Genomic DNA, 13,096 nt, shown 5'->3' with positions numbered 1-13,096 from the left:
ACCCAGGCATGCGCAAGTACATCATCACCGGCCTGCTGGTCTGGCTCCCGCTCGCGATCACCGTCTGGGTGCTCCTCTGGGTGCTCGGCATGATCGACGGCGTCTTCATGTGGCTGCTGTCGGCCGTCGGCGCGGTGCTGCCGCTGGCCGCCCAGGAGTCTCTCAAGCGGCTGCACGACATCCCCGGCCTGGGGGTGGTCGTCATGGTCGCGCTGCTGATGCTGACCGGCATGTTCGTCGCGAACATCTTCGGCCAGTGGTGGCTGCGCCAGTGGGACCGGCTGCTCTACAAGATCCCCATCGTCAAGAGCATCTACAGCTCGGTCAAGCAGGTCTCGGACACGCTGTTCTCGTCCAGCGGCAACGCCTTCCGCGAGGCGGTGCTGGTGCCGTATCCGCACCAGGGCTCCTGGACCATCGCCTTCGTCACCGGCACGCCGCGCGGCGAGGTCGCCCAGCAGCTGGGCACGCTCAGCGGCGCCGAGGCCGACGAGCACGTGGCGCTGTACGTGCCCACGACGCCCAACCCCACCTCGGGCTTCTTCCTGATGATGCCCCGGGCGCAGTTGCGGCCTTTGGCGATGAGCGTGGACGAAGCGCTCAAATACATCATCTCGATGGGCGTCGTCGCTCCTCAAGGGGATCCCGCGATCGTCCCGCCGAGCGAAGCTACCCGAAATTGACCGGGCTGAGCGCCCCGGCAAGCGCTCAGTCCTGAGGGTCCGCAGGACCCCGCCAGCGCCCTTTTGAATCGCTGGCCGCGCCCGTCGTCGAGCCCCGCGCCGACAACGCATCGAAGACGCGCCGCCAGCCCCGCCCCGAACACTGAAGAATTTCCGGAGAACCCCCATGCGTACCTGCTATGCCGGCCAAGTCAGCGAGAAGCTGCTGGACCAGACCGTGACCCTGATGGGCTGGGCCCATCGCAGCCGCGACCACGGCGGCGTCATCTTCATCGAACTGCGCGACCGCGAAGGCCTCGTGCAGGTCGTCTGCGACCCCGACCGCCCCGAGATGTTCAAGGTGGCCGAAAGCGTGCGCAGCGAGTTCTGCATCAAGGTCGTCGGCAAGGTGCGCGCGCGCCCGGCCGACAAGCAGAACGCCAACGTCGCCAGCGGCAAGGTCGAAGTGCTGTGCCACGAGCTGGAAGTGCTGAACCCGTCGGTGACGCCGGCCTTCCCGCTGGACGACGAGAACATCTCCGAGACCACGCGCCTGACGCACCGCGTGCTGGACCTGCGCCGCCCGTACATGCAGAACAACCTGATGCTGCGCTACCGCGTGGCGATGGAAGCGCGCAAGTTCCTGGACGAGCACGGCTTCGTCGACATCGAGACGCCGATGCTCACCAAGAGCACCCCGGAAGGCGCGCGCGACTACCTGGTCCCGTCGCGTGTCCATGACGGCATGTTCTTCGCGCTGCCGCAGTCGCCGCAGCTGTTCAAGCAGCTGCTGATGGTGGCGGGCTTCGACCGCTACTATCAGATCACGAAGTGCTTCCGCGACGAGGACCTGCGCGCCGACCGCCAGCCCGAGTTCACGCAGATCGACATCGAGACCTCGTTCCTGGGCGAGGAAGAGATCCGCGCGATGTTCGAGGGCATGATCCGCCACGTCTTCCGCAAGGCGCTGAATGTCGAGCTGGGCGACTACCCGGTGATGAAGTACGCCGAGGCGATGCACCGCTTCGGCTCCGACAAGCCGGACCTGCGCGTCAAGCTCGAGTTCACCGAGCTGACCGACGTGATGGGCGATGTCGACTTCAAGGTCTTCTCCGGTCCGGCGACGACGCCCGGCGGTCGCGTGGTCGCGCTGCGCGTGCCCGGCGGCGCGCAGATGAGCCGCGGCGAGATCGACAGCTACACCGAGTTCGTCAAGATCTACGGCGCCAAGGGCCTGGCCTGGATCAAGGTCAACGAGACCGCCAAGGGCCGCGAGGGCCTGCAGTCCCCGATCGTGAAGAACCTGCATGACAAGGCGGTCGCGGACATCCTGTCGCGCACCGGCGCGCAGGACGGCGACCTGATCTTCTTCGGCGCGGACAAGGCCAAGGTCGTCAACGACGCGATCGGCGGGCTGCGCCTGAAGATCGGTCACAGCGAGTTCGGCAAGACCAGCGGCCTGTTCGAGGACAAGTGGGCGCCGCTGTGGGTCGTCGACTTCCCGATGTTCGAGGAAGACGAGGAGAACAAGCGCTGGGCCGCCGTGCACCACCCGTTCACCGCGCCCAAGGACGGTCATGAGGACCTGATGGTCACCGACCCGGGCAAGTGCGTGGCCAAGGCCTACGACATGGTGCTCAACGGCTGGGAGCTGGGCGGCGGTTCGGTGCGTATCCACAAGGCCGACGTGCAGGCCAAGGTCTTCGAGGCGCTCAACATCAGCCCCGAGGAACAGCGCGTGAAGTTCGGCTTCCTGCTGGACGCGCTGCAGTACGGCGCGCCGCCGCACGGTGGCCTGGCCTTCGGCCTGGACCGCCTGGTGACGCTGATGACCAAGGCCGAGTCGATCCGCGACGTGATCGCATTCCCGAAGACGCAGCGCGCGCAGTGCCTGCTGACCGGCGCGCCGTCCTTCGTCGACGAGAAGCAGCTGCGCGAGCTGCACATCCGCCTGCGCAACCCGGGCGCCGCGACGGCCTGACGATCGCCCACCGGTGGCGCTGAAGGCGCCGCCGCACGAAGCACAACGCCCCGAGGCTCAAGCCGTCGGGGCGTTGTCTTTTCAATCCGGACCCATCAATCGAGCTTGAGCCTGTATCCGTATCGGAACGATTCGACGCTGGCGGGTGTGTCGGCGCCGCGGCCCTGCAGGCTGCGTTCGCGCGAAGGGCCGTAGTTGATGCCGGGAGCGCCAGTCTGTTGATCGCCGACGAGTCGCGTGTCGTGGTGGCGCAGGACGGTCCGGGTTTCCACCGTCTTGTTGCCCGACGAGGACGTCACGGTGCGATGCTCGAGGACATCGCCGTCGACGCCGCGCTCACGGCTCGTGACCTCGGTGCCGGCGAACGTCGAGCGCGTCGGTCCACGGGTCAGGAGGCGCGTGACGAGGGGCGGTCGATGCAGGCTCGACGCGGGGCCGGCCAGCTTGTTGTGCTGGGCGGCGGACGCGACCGGATGCACCGGCGGCGGCGGCGTCTCCGCTTTCGCCGGCAGGACGATGACCAGGCCGAAGATCGCGGCGGTGATCACCGTGGACAGGACGATGGCGCAGGCGGTGCGGGTGGGGTGGGGGTGTGATGTTGTCATGTGCAAGGGGATGTCGAAGAGAAATGGCGATCCTCCTGTTTTGACGTGATCCCCTTCAATGGCACGAGTGAGTGAGAGTTCGTCCTCCACCGACTCGAATGAGTGTGCTCAGCCCGGTTATCAGTCGGAATCGTTGAAAAAGCGCCCCGACGGCGCGATCCATCGGGGCGTTTATGCTCCGGTCGTTCCCCGCAGCGGGGCGGCATTGAACGGGACGGACATGGCGACGGGCGAGCGAGGCGAACGCGGGGGCAAGGGCAGGGACGGGCGGGCACGGCAGACGGGCGCGCGACGTGGCGCCGGTGGCGGCGGACGCCTGCCCTTGACGCCGCAGGCGCGCTGGGAACGGCTGGTGATGCGTCGCCCCGGCCTGGCCCTGCCGCGGCTGCAGCGCCTGATCGCGCGCGAGGGCGAGCCGCCGTTCCAGGCGCTGCTGGGCGCCTTCTTCATCCTCGAACGCTGGGGCCGCGGACCGGAACTGCAGGCCGAACTGGAACGCGCCATCGCCCGCGCGTTGCAGCACCGGCTGCTGGAGGAGGCGGCGGAGCTCAGCGAGGCGCTGGGCCGCATGCACTACCAGCGTGGCGACTACGTCCAGGCCTGCAATGCCTGGAGCCAGACGCTGGAGCTGGCCGACGACGAGACCCGCTGGGCCTGCCTGGCCCGGATCGGCCTGGCGCACCTGTGTTTCGCGCTCGGCGACTGGGCGCGCGGCGGCCGGGTGCTGGATCAGGCCGAGCTGCACTATCCGCAGCTGGGCGACGACCCCTACATGCGCTCCAAGATCGCGCTGAACCGCGCCGTCTCGCTGCGCGCGACGCAGGGACCGCAGGCCGCGCTGCCGCGCCTGGACGAGGCCCGCGCCGACGCGCGCGCCGTCGGCCACCGCGACTACGAGGCCGAGGCGATGTGGCACCACGCGCGCTGCGCGCGCGACAGCGGCGCGGTGGAGCACGCCCTGACCCTCGCGGCGGAGGCGGAAGATCTCTCGCGGCGCTGCCGCTACCGCTGGTTGCAGGCGCAGACGCTGCTGCTGATCAGCGAGCTGCGACGCGGGACCGAGGCCGTGCCGCCCGCGCAGCAGGCGCTCGCGTTGGGCGAGGAGATCCAGTCGAGGTCCTTGCAGGCGGCGGCGCACGGGCGGCTGGGACAGCTGATGGCGGAGCAGGAGCAGCTCGGGCCGAGCTGGTATCACCAGCAGCAGCGGCAGCGCCTGGAGGCGACGCTGGGGCAGACGGAACTGCCGGCGCGGCTGGAACAGCTCGCGCGCTTCGACACGGATCCGCACGGTGCGGAAGGATTGCTGCTGACGCTGGGACGATCCGGCGCGGCGGTGGCGACGACCGCGGACGTCGAATCGCAATGGGGCCAGGCGCGGCCGCGGCTGCTGGAAGCGCTGGCGCTGACGGGCCTGGATCTGCGCTGGACCGCGGGGGGCTCCGCCTCGCTCGTGGGCGCCGCGGCGCGCGCGGGCCGCTCGTCGCAGACGCTGTCGCTGAGGAACGCGGCCGGCGCGGTGGTCGGGGAACTGGTGCTGGAACGGGCGGAAGGCGCCGTCTGGTCGCGCGCCGACCGCAGCCGGGCCGAGCGGCTCGCCGGCTGGCTGCAGCGCCTGATCGCCCAACTGCCCGCGCCGCAAGCGCCGGGCGGCACGTCCGACGCCGCCGACCCGGGGGCGCAGGCGCGGACGCTGGTGGCGGTGCTGGAGCGGCTTGCCAGCAGCCCCGGCGATGCCGCGGATGCCGACGCGGGGCGCGCCGGTCTGACGGAAGCGCTCGAGCTCGCGCGGCGGCTCGCCGCGCGGCTCGCCTGAGCCGACGTCCTGACGTGCCTGGCGGAACGCGCTTCGCGGGACGCGGTCACCAGATGGCGAGGCTCGACGTCAACACGCGCTGAAGCCAGCTGCGGCGGGCCGCGTCTGATACCTCGCCCTTGCCGGCGATCTCCATGCGCGCATTGACGACGTCCGCGGACTGGACCTGGTTGCCCGTGCGGATGTCCTGCGGATTGACGACGCCGGAGAAGCGCAGCGTCTGCAGCCCGCCGTTCATCGCGATGCTGCGCTCGCCGGCCACGACGAGGTGGCCGTTGGGCAGCACGTTGATCACGGAGACGGCCATCTGTCCGCTCAGGCTGCCGCTGGCCTCGGTATCGCCGGAGCCCTTGTACGAATCGCTGCCCGACGCGGTGGCGTCGGCCTTGAGCAGGCGGTCGACGATGCCGACGTTGCTGGAGCCGCCCGGTCCCTTGACCGCGAGCTTGTTGTCGCGGCTGGTGTCGGTCTTGCTCTTCTGCGTGGCGCTGAGCGACTCGCTGATGGCGACCTTCAGCGAATCGCCGACCTGGCGCGCGCGGCGCTCGGTGGTGAAGAGCGAGGCCGCGGCCATGCCGGGCTGGTAGATCGCGCCGTTGTTGACGCGCTCGACATAGGCGCCGTCCGGCACCGGCATCACCTGCACCGGGCCCTGGACCAGCGCGTCGTGCGAGGCGCAGGCGCCCAGGACCGCGGCGCCCGGCAGCGCCAACAGCCGTGCCAACAGCCGCGGCGACAGCAATGACGCCAGCAGTGACGCCAGCAGTGACGCCAGCAGTGATGGCAGCAGCATGCCGCGTCGTGCGGCCGTGGAGACGTTGACCATGATTCCCTCGTCGATGCGATCGTTGTTCTGGAGTTCTTCCGGGCGCGGCCCTGATGTCCGGCGCCGCGCTCAACCTTCGAAGCCGGTCAGCAGCGCCCGCACCACCGGTGCGAGCTTGTTGCGCGTGCTGGCCCACTTGCCCATGCCCAGCGCCGCGTCGTCGCTGCGGTAGCTGCTGGCGGCCATCAGGCGGCCGCCGGCGTCGTGCAGGCTCAGCGTGGCCTGCGCGAGGTAGGGCCGGATCTGGTCCGACAGCGGCGGCTTGTCCCACTTCTGCAGGCCCTGGTAGTGCACCCAGGCGGGGCAGGCCTCGTCGCCGGGCCGCACGCCGGCTTCGAAGACGCGGGCCTGGACCTCGTGCTCGCGCAGTTCCGCGATCAGCGCCGGGACGAATTCGGGCAGCGCGAGCGAGCGGTTGTATTCGATGCAGACGCGCTCCGGCAGCGCCGCGTCGTGGAACACCGTCTGCGTCGCCCGCGTCGGCCCCTGGCCGATCGCCATCGTCGCCATGCCGGCCGTCGCCTTGGCCAGCTCGACGGTGGGCATCGGGCTCAGCAGCGAGCAGCCGGCCAGCGGCATGGCGGTGCCGATCACGAGCGCGGTCGTGAAGACGCTGGCGAGCGCTCGGGCACTGGCGCGGGCCCGGGCGACGGCGTTGGCCACGGCAACGGCGCGGGCCACGGCGACGGCGGCGCGCATGATCAGAGGATCTCGTCGATCAGCGCCTTGCCGGCGACGGCGCCCGCGGCGAGGTAGCCGCCGACGGTGCTGCCGAACTCGCCGGCTTCCTTCATGACCGTGCTGGTGCCGCTGGCGACGGCATCCTTCACATCGCCGGCCAGCTCCTTCACCTCGGACAGGCCGGTCGAGATCGCGTGGCCCACGTCCTTGGCGCCGTCCTCGAGCGCCTGCAAGCCTTCCTCGCTCCAATGCACGACGGTGCTGACGGCGTTCTCGCCGCCCTGATAGGCGGCCTGCGCCAGGCCGATCGCGCCGGCGGCGACGGTGCCGTACTCGCGGGCGTTGATCTCGAAGCTGCCGCTCGGGCGGTTCACGAGTTGACGGGAGGCGACCAGCGGAGCGCCGGTGCCGGTCGTGGTGGGGACGGTGGACATGACTTCTCCTGGGTGGTGGTGACGATGGAAGCCATTCTTCCGGGGGCCGGCACGGCGGATGCCCTCATGAACAGCGGCGTCCGACGGCTCTACAAACTTTCTATATTTCCTGCCGCACATCTGCCGACGCCGTTGTTCGCCGACTGTGAACAAGCGTTGCCCGCGCACGCGGCCGGCGTGTCAGGCACCGCGATGCGCCCGTTCGTGTCGGCTGTTTGTCGCGCGTGTGGGAGTCCATGTCGGCGGCGTGCCAGGCCTGGCACACGCCGGCCGCGCCATGACCCTGGGATATGCTTGCCTGCTATGAGCGACGTGCCTCTCGCCCCTGCCGCCACCCCGCTCCCGGCCGCCGCCGAAACGGTCACTGCCGAAACGGCCGCCACCGAACCGGCCGCGCGCGCCTACAAGATCCCGGAATCCGTGCTGGTCGTGATCCACACCGACGCGTTGGACGTGCTGATGCTGGAACGGGCCGACCGGCCCGGTTTCTGGCAGTGCGTGACCGGGTCGAAGGACACGCCCGACGAGCCCTTGAGCGAGACCGCCCGGCGCGAGGTGCTGGAGGAAACCGGCATCCGCGTGCAAGACCTGGCCCCGGCGGCGCTCGTCGACTGGCAGGTGGCCAACGTCTACGACATCTACCCGGTCTGGCGCCACCGCTACGCGCCGGGCGTGACGCGCAACACCGAACACGTCTTCGGCCTGACGGTGCCGTCGGGCACGGCGGTGACGCTGGCGCCGCGCGAGCACCTCGATTTCCGCTGGCTGCCGTGGCGCGAGGCGGCGGACCTGTGCTTCTCGCCATCCAACGCGGAAGCCATCCTCCAACTGCCCGCCCACATCGCGTCGATCCGGGCGCGCCACGAAAAGGCCGCGTCATGATCCGCCGAACGCCGCGACACGCGGCCCTGGCCAATTCGGCGACCACGGACACCTCGCCCGCCGACAGCGTCGGTCGCCTGCGCGTCGCGACCTACAACATCCACAAGGGTGTGCGCGGGATGGGCCCGGGCAAGCGGCTGGAGATCCACAACCTCGGCATGGGCGTGCAGGCGCTGGACGCGGACCTGGTGTTCCTGCAGGAGGTCCGGCTGTTCCATCACCGCGAGGCGCGCCAGTTCGACCGCAGCTGGTTCGGCTGGCCGGAGCAGGGGCAGGCGGAGTTCCTCGCGCCGGAAGGCTACGAGGTGGCCTACCGCACCAACGCGGTCACGCGCCACGGCGAGCACGGCAATGCGCTGCTGTCGCGTTATCCGCTCGGGGACATCGGCCACCATGACGTGTCGGACCACCGCTTCGAGCAGCGCGGCCTGCTGCACGTGCCGGTGCATTGGCAGGGCACCGAGGTGCACGCGGTGGTGGCGCACCTGGGCCTGATCCATGGCAGCCGGGTGCGCCAGATCCAGAAGCTGGCGGCCTTCATCGAGGACCATGTGCCGCACGGCGCGCCGCTGGTGGTGGCCGGCGACTTCAACGACTGGGGCGAGCGGCTGGACGAGCCCATGCGCGCGACCGGCCTGGGCCGGGCGATGCTGCCCGGCGCGAAGCGCTCGCTGCCGACCTTCCCGTCGCGGGTGCCGGTGTTCTCGCTGGACCGGATCTACATGCGCGGCCTGCGCTGCGTCGACATGAAGGTGCCGCGCGGTCCGGCGTGGGCGCGCATGTCCGACCACCTGCCGCTGCTCGCCGAGCTCGTGCTGACTTGAAGCGGCCGCCGGAACCCCTCTTTCCCTGGACCCTCGGGTCGCAGCCCAGCTTCACCGGCGGGAACGCGGTGCGGCTGCTGTGCGGCGGCGATGCGCTGTTCCCGGCGCAGATCGAGGCGATCGATCGGGCCGAGCAGGAGGTCTGGCTGGCGACCTACATCTTCCACGACGACGAGGCCGGTGCCGCGACCGTGGCGGCGCTGAAGCGCGCCGCGTTGCGCGGCGTGCGGGTGAGGGTGGTGGTGGACGGCTTCGGCTCGAAGGGCAGCCTGGGCTGGCTGCGGGGGGAAGTCGACGGCACGCCGGTGGCGCTGGCGGTGTTCCGTCCGATCGACCGGTGGTGGAACTGGCTGCATCCCGGTCAGTTGCGGCGGCTGCACCAGAAGCTGTGCGTGGTCGATGGACGCGTGGGGTTCGTCGGCGGCATCAATGTGATCGACGACCGCGTCGACCTCCACCACGGCCGCACCGAGTCGCCGCGGCTGGACTTCGCCGTCAGCGTCGGCGGGCCCGCGGTGCGGGCCATCGAGCAGGCCGCGCGTGCCGTGTGGACGCGCGCGTGGCTGGGCCACGACTTCGGCGACGAGATGCGGGCGATGATCCGCAGCGCCTCGCCGGCGCGGCGCGCGAAGCGCCTGATGCGGCGCATCCGGATGCCGCGCGGGGAACACCGTCGGCGCGACCCCAGCCGCCTGCCGCCGGTGCGCGCGGCCTTCGTGCTGCGCGACAACCTGCGCCAGCGCCGCACCATCGAGCGCGCCTACGTCGACGCGATCCGCGCCGCGACCGCGCGCGTGGATCTGATCACGCCGTACTTCTATCCGGGGCAGCGCTTCCGTCGCGCCCTGAAGGACGCCGCGCAGCGCGGTGTCCAGGTGCGGCTGCTGCTCCAGGGCAAGGTCGACTACAAGATCGCCGCGCTGGCCGCGCATGCGCTCTACGACGAGCTGCTCGGGCACGGCGTCCAGATCTACGAGTACACGCCGGCGTTCCTGCACGCCAAGATCTGCGTCGTCGACAACGACTGGGCCACCATCGGCAGCTCCAACATCGATCCGCTGTCGCTGCTGCTCAACCTCGAAGCCAACGTCGTCGTGCGCGACGCCGCCTTCGCGGGAGATGTCGCGCGGGAGTTCGACGCGGCGGTGGCGAAGTCCCACCGCGTCGAGCCGACGGCCGGGCGCGGGCTGCGCGGCTTCCTCGGTCGCGCGCTCGTCGCGTGGGTCGCCTACGTCTACCTGCGGGTGGCGGGGGCGACCGGGCGCTATTGACTGCGGGTCGCCAAGCGCGGGCTCTCCACGCATCAGGGGGCGTCCCTCCGGGAACCCCCAGAAGCATTCCGGCCCCACTCGCAGTCGCTGACTTCAGCGGTCTGGGACCGATGACTGCAGGGTCACTTGGTGTAGGTGCCGGGGCCCGGCGGCATCGACGGCCGCACGCCGGTCGGGAAAGGATCCTGCTGCGTCTTGTTGCCGCTGCTCGCCGGCGCATTGAACTGCCTGTCGATGAATCTCAGCATCGGCTCGACACGCGCGGCCCAGCTGCCCTCGTCATGTCCGGCACCCTCGGCTTCGAGGTAACCGATGTCGGCGCCTGCCCAGCCTCGCGCGGACAGCACCGAGCGCAGCTTGCGCAGTTGCTTGATCGAGTCCGCACCTTCGTTCGTGCCCATGTCCAGCCACAGCTTCGGTCGCGGCAGCGACATCGGCAGCGGGGTCTTCTGCGTGTCGCGGATCGGGAACTCGTCGTCCCACCACAGCGACGGCGACACCACCAGCGCCGTGCCGAAGACGTCGCCGTGATGCACCGCCAGCCACAGGCTCATGATGCCGCCCAGCGAGGAGCCGCCCACCGCCGTGTGCGCCGCGTCGGGCAGCGTGCGGTAGCGCGCGTCGATCGACGGCTTGAGCTGCTCGATCAGGTAGCTCGCATAGGCCGGCGCGAGACCGCCCCGCGTCTGGCCCTCGTACGTCCGCGCGGTCGCGGTGTACTCGTCGATCCGGCGCGAGGTGTTGTTGACCGCCACGATGATCAGCGGCTGGATCTGGCCATCGACGACCAGGCGTTGCGCGGTCTCGTCGACCTGCCACTCGGCGCCCGCCGCGGCGGCATCGAAGACGTTCTGGCCGTCGTGCAGGTAGAGCACGGGGTAGCGGCGCTCGGTGTTGCGCTCGTAGTCGGGCGGCAGCCAGACCTGCACCGGACGCTGCGCGACGAAGTTGCCAGGCAGCGGCGCCAGCCGCTCGATCGTGCCGGCGCGGCTCAGCGAGATCGGCGCGCCCGGCGCGTTGAACGCGCGCGTGACGCGCACCTCGTCGGAGACCAGTTCCAGCGACCGGTTGGAGCCGGTCTCCCAGTCGCCTTCGGGATCGTTCTGGCCGGGATGCTCGACGTGGAACTTGTAGGGCACGTTGCCGCCTGGCGGGATGCGCTCGAAGACGGCTGTGGCGCTGTACCAGCCCTCGCGTCCCAGGCCCGCGGCCGGCGCGACCAGCGAGCGCCCCCAGTTGAGCGGCGCCGCGCCGCCGCGCACGCCCACGATGTCCTTGGCGGGATCGAAGCGGCCGGCGGCGATCTCCTCGCGCATGTCGATGTCGAAGACGACCTTGGTCGCGGCGAAGGCGTGCGGCGCGACGAGCATCGCCGCGATCAGCAGCAACAGGCCCGCAACGAAGCGCACAAGCTGGGGCGAGGCGCGTTCCGGCGCGGGCAGGGTGGAAACGCGAACGGCGCGCGGAGAGCGCGCCGTCGAGGCGGTGTGTGGCATGCGGGACTCGCGAGGCGGTGGCGGGCGAGGCCCGCCGAGGCCTCGGATATTAGTCCAGCACGACCATCTCCGTGCGCGCGCGCAGCAGCGCGGCCGGACCGCGCGGGCCGTCGTCGTTGACCAGCACGAAGGCGCGCTCGATGTCGGGCGCCAGGTAGTGGTCGGTGGGCATCGCCGGGCAGCGCTCGCGCAGCAGCGCGTGCACGTCCTCCAGCGGCGCGGAGCTGCGCAGCGGCCGCAGGAACTCGATGCCCTGCGCGGCGGCCAGCAGCTCGATGGCGACGATGTGCGCGGTGTTGTCCAGCATCGGCCCCAGGCGACGGGCGCCGAAGGTGGCCATCGAGACGTGGTCCTCCTGGTTGGCGGAGGTCGGCAGGCTGTCGACGCTCGCCGGATGCGCGAGCGACTTGTTCTCGCTGGCCAGCGCCGCGGCGGTGACGTGCGCGATCATGAAGCCGGAGTTCAGGCCGGCGTTATCGGTCAGGAAGGCGGGCAGGCGCGAGACGCCGGTGTCGATCAGCATCGCGATGCGACGCTCGGCGATGGCGCCGACTTCGGCGATCGCGCAGGCCAGCGCGTCGGCGGCCAGCGCCACCGGCTCCGCGTGGAAGTTGCCGCCGGAGACCATCGCGGCGGGGCCGTCCTCCGACGCGAACACCAGCGGGTTGTCCGTCACCGCGTTGGCCTCGCGCAGCAGCACGTCGCGGACGTAGCGCGACTGGTCCAGGCAGGCGCCCATGACCTGCGGCTGGCAGCGCAGGCAGTACGGGTCCTGCACGCGGTCGTCGCCGTCGCGATGCGACTGGCGGATCGGGCTGCCGGCGAGCAGCGCGCGGTAGGCGGCCGCGGCCTCGATCTGGCCGGGCTGGCCGCGCACCTCATGGATGCGGGGATCGAAGGGGCCGTCGCTGCCGCGCGCGGCGTCCAGGCTCAGCGCGCCGCTGACGACGGCGGCGGCGTAGACGGTCTCGAAGCGCAGCAGGCCTTCCAGCGCCAGCGCCGTCGAGGTCTGCGTGCCGTTGATCAGCGCCAGGCCTTCCTTGGCCTCGAGCACCAGCGGCTTCAGGCCGGCCTTCTCCAGCGCCGCCAGCGCGGGTTGGCGCTGGCCGTCGACCAACATTTCGCCTTCGCCCATCAGCGCCAGCGTCATGTGCGACAGCGGCGCCAGATCGCCCGACGCGCCCACCGAGCCTTGCGCCGGCACGTAGGGCACGAGGCCGGCGTTGAAGGCGTCGAGGATGCTCTGCACCACCGATTCGCGCACGCCGGAGAAACCGCGCGCCAGCGAGGCGGCCTTCGTCGCCAGCATCAGCCGCACGACCGGCGGCGCCAGCGGCGCGCCGACGCCGACGCAGTGCGAGCGGATCAGGTTGCGCTGCAGGGCGGCCAGTTCATCCTTGCCGATGCGCTTGGACGCGAGCTTGCCGAAGCCGGTGTTGACGCCGTAGACCGGGTCGTCGCCGGCCGCGGCGGCCTGCACGACGGCGGCGCCGCGACGGATCGCCGGCCAGGCGTCGGCGTGCAGCGCGAGCGTCACGCCGCCGGCGCGGATGCGGCGCAGCTGCTCCAGCGAGAGCTTGCCGGGGATGAGTTCAAGGGAGGTCGTCATGGGATCTCGGAT

General features: G+C 70.8%; 12 protein-coding genes. 6 read left to right on the top strand and 6 right to left on the bottom strand.

Annotated features, from left to right (window positions below):
• The first annotated feature begins 8 nt into the window (after positions 1-8).
• The gene (locus ACQ4L4_RS15690) at positions 9-683 is read left to right on the top strand and encodes a DUF502 domain-containing protein (protein WP_431099862.1); all 675 of its coding nucleotides are present in this window, start codon (positions 9-11) and stop codon (positions 681-683) included.
• A 166-nt stretch (positions 684-849) separates the two neighbouring features.
• Entirely contained in the window at positions 850-2,643 is a 1,794-nt protein-coding gene (aspS, locus tag ACQ4L4_RS15685; protein ID WP_377160960.1) for an aspartate--tRNA ligase, read from the top strand.
• 95 nt (positions 2,644-2,738) lie between these two features.
• On the opposite strand, the gene ACQ4L4_RS15680 is transcribed toward aspS, so the two are convergent.
• Positions 2,739-3,338, bottom strand: a complete 600-nt coding sequence (locus tag ACQ4L4_RS15680; RefSeq protein ID WP_431099860.1) for a hypothetical protein — start codon at positions 3,336-3,338, stop codon at positions 2,739-2,741.
• A 130-nt stretch (positions 3,339-3,468) separates the two neighbouring features.
• On the opposite strand from ACQ4L4_RS15680, the gene ACQ4L4_RS15675 reads away from it, so the two are divergent.
• Positions 3,469-5,061 (top strand): hypothetical protein, encoded by a 1,593-nt coding sequence (locus tag ACQ4L4_RS15675; RefSeq protein ID WP_431099859.1) that lies wholly within the window; start codon positions 3,469-3,471, stop codon positions 5,059-5,061.
• 46 nt (positions 5,062-5,107) lie between these two features.
• Here ACQ4L4_RS15675 and ACQ4L4_RS15670 read toward each other — a convergent pair whose 3' ends face one another.
• The 3 genes from ACQ4L4_RS15670 to ACQ4L4_RS15660 form a co-directional block, all read right to left on the bottom strand.
• On the bottom strand, positions 5,108-5,887 hold the full coding sequence (locus tag ACQ4L4_RS15670; protein WP_431099858.1) for a flagellar basal body L-ring protein FlgH: 780 nt from the start codon (positions 5,885-5,887) through the stop codon (positions 5,108-5,110).
• A 69-nt stretch (positions 5,888-5,956) separates the two neighbouring features.
• Entirely contained in the window at positions 5,957-6,586 is a 630-nt protein-coding gene (locus tag ACQ4L4_RS15665; RefSeq protein ID WP_431099857.1) for a cell division protein FtsI, read from the bottom strand.
• Between the two features lie 2 nt (positions 6,587-6,588).
• A complete protein-coding gene (locus tag ACQ4L4_RS15660; RefSeq protein WP_431099856.1) occupies positions 6,589-7,002 on the bottom strand; it encodes a hypothetical protein in 414 nt (137 codons plus the stop codon).
• Between the two features lie 303 nt (positions 7,003-7,305).
• Between ACQ4L4_RS15660 and nudB the strand changes: the two genes are divergently transcribed.
• The 3 genes from nudB to clsB all read left to right on the top strand — a co-directional run bounded on the left by nudB (position 7,306) and on the right by clsB (position 9,979).
• Entirely contained in the window at positions 7,306-7,884 is a 579-nt protein-coding gene (gene nudB / locus ACQ4L4_RS15655; protein ID WP_431099855.1) for a dihydroneopterin triphosphate diphosphatase, read from the top strand.
• Positions 7,885-8,003: 119 nt separating this feature from the next.
• Complete coding sequence (locus ACQ4L4_RS15650) at positions 8,004-8,708, top strand: endonuclease/exonuclease/phosphatase family protein (RefSeq protein ID WP_377161774.1); 705 nt, start codon at positions 8,004-8,006, stop codon at positions 8,706-8,708.
• On the top strand, positions 8,705-9,979 hold the full coding sequence (gene clsB / locus ACQ4L4_RS15645) for a cardiolipin synthase ClsB (protein WP_431099854.1): 1,275 nt from the start codon (positions 8,705-8,707) through the stop codon (positions 9,977-9,979). Before ACQ4L4_RS15650 ends, clsB begins: the two co-directional genes overlap by 4 nt.
• A gap of 122 nt (positions 9,980-10,101) precedes the next feature.
• Here the strand turns inward: clsB and ACQ4L4_RS15640 are convergent, their stop codons facing one another.
• Together ACQ4L4_RS15640 and hutH are read right to left on the bottom strand one after the other, a co-directional pair.
• Positions 10,102-11,475: an alpha/beta hydrolase gene (locus ACQ4L4_RS15640; protein ID WP_431099853.1), complete on the bottom strand. Its 1,374-nt coding sequence runs from the start codon at positions 11,473-11,475 to the stop codon at positions 10,102-10,104.
• A gap of 49 nt (positions 11,476-11,524) precedes the next feature.
• Entirely contained in the window at positions 11,525-13,084 is a 1,560-nt protein-coding gene (hutH, locus tag ACQ4L4_RS15635; RefSeq protein WP_431099852.1) for a histidine ammonia-lyase, read from the bottom strand.
• Between the last annotated feature and the right edge of the window lie 12 nt (positions 13,085-13,096).

This window comes from Roseateles noduli, assembly GCF_050626985.1.
In the GTDB taxonomy this organism is placed as follows: Bacteria; Pseudomonadota; Gammaproteobacteria; order Burkholderiales; family Burkholderiaceae_C; genus Roseateles; species Roseateles noduli_A.
The sequence above is the reverse complement of the archived record's forward strand: the minus strand, read 5'-3'. Positions and strand labels throughout refer to the sequence as shown.

What these genes read in the sequence shown, in the direction of transcription:
- ACQ4L4_RS15670 (WP_431099858.1), bottom strand. Translation starts at nt 5,887, where the DNA reads ATGGTCAACGTCTCCACGGCCGCACGACGCGGCATGCTGCTGCCATCA.
- ACQ4L4_RS15665 (WP_431099857.1), bottom strand. Translation starts at nt 6,586, where the DNA reads ATGCGCGCCGCCGTCGCCGTGGCCCGCGCCGTTGCCGTGGCCAACGCC.
- ACQ4L4_RS15660 (WP_431099856.1), bottom strand. Translation starts at nt 7,002, where the DNA reads ATGTCCACCGTCCCCACCACGACCGGCACCGGCGCTCCGCTGGTCGCC.
- ACQ4L4_RS15675 (WP_431099859.1), top strand. Translation starts at nt 3,469, where the DNA reads ATGGCGACGGGCGAGCGAGGCGAACGCGGGGGCAAGGGCAGGGACGGG.
- ACQ4L4_RS15690 (WP_431099862.1), top strand. Translation starts at nt 9, where the DNA reads ATGCGCAAGTACATCATCACCGGCCTGCTGGTCTGGCTCCCGCTCGCG.
- hutH (WP_431099852.1), bottom strand. Translation starts at nt 13,084, where the DNA reads ATGACGACCTCCCTTGAACTCATCCCCGGCAAGCTCTCGCTGGAGCAG.
- aspS (WP_377160960.1), top strand. Translation starts at nt 850, where the DNA reads ATGCGTACCTGCTATGCCGGCCAAGTCAGCGAGAAGCTGCTGGACCAG.
- nudB (WP_431099855.1), top strand. Translation starts at nt 7,306, where the DNA reads ATGAGCGACGTGCCTCTCGCCCCTGCCGCCACCCCGCTCCCGGCCGCC.
- ACQ4L4_RS15640 (WP_431099853.1), bottom strand. Translation starts at nt 11,475, where the DNA reads ATGCCACACACCGCCTCGACGGCGCGCTCTCCGCGCGCCGTTCGCGTT.
- ACQ4L4_RS15650 (WP_377161774.1), top strand. Translation starts at nt 8,004, where the DNA reads ATGGGCCCGGGCAAGCGGCTGGAGATCCACAACCTCGGCATGGGCGTG.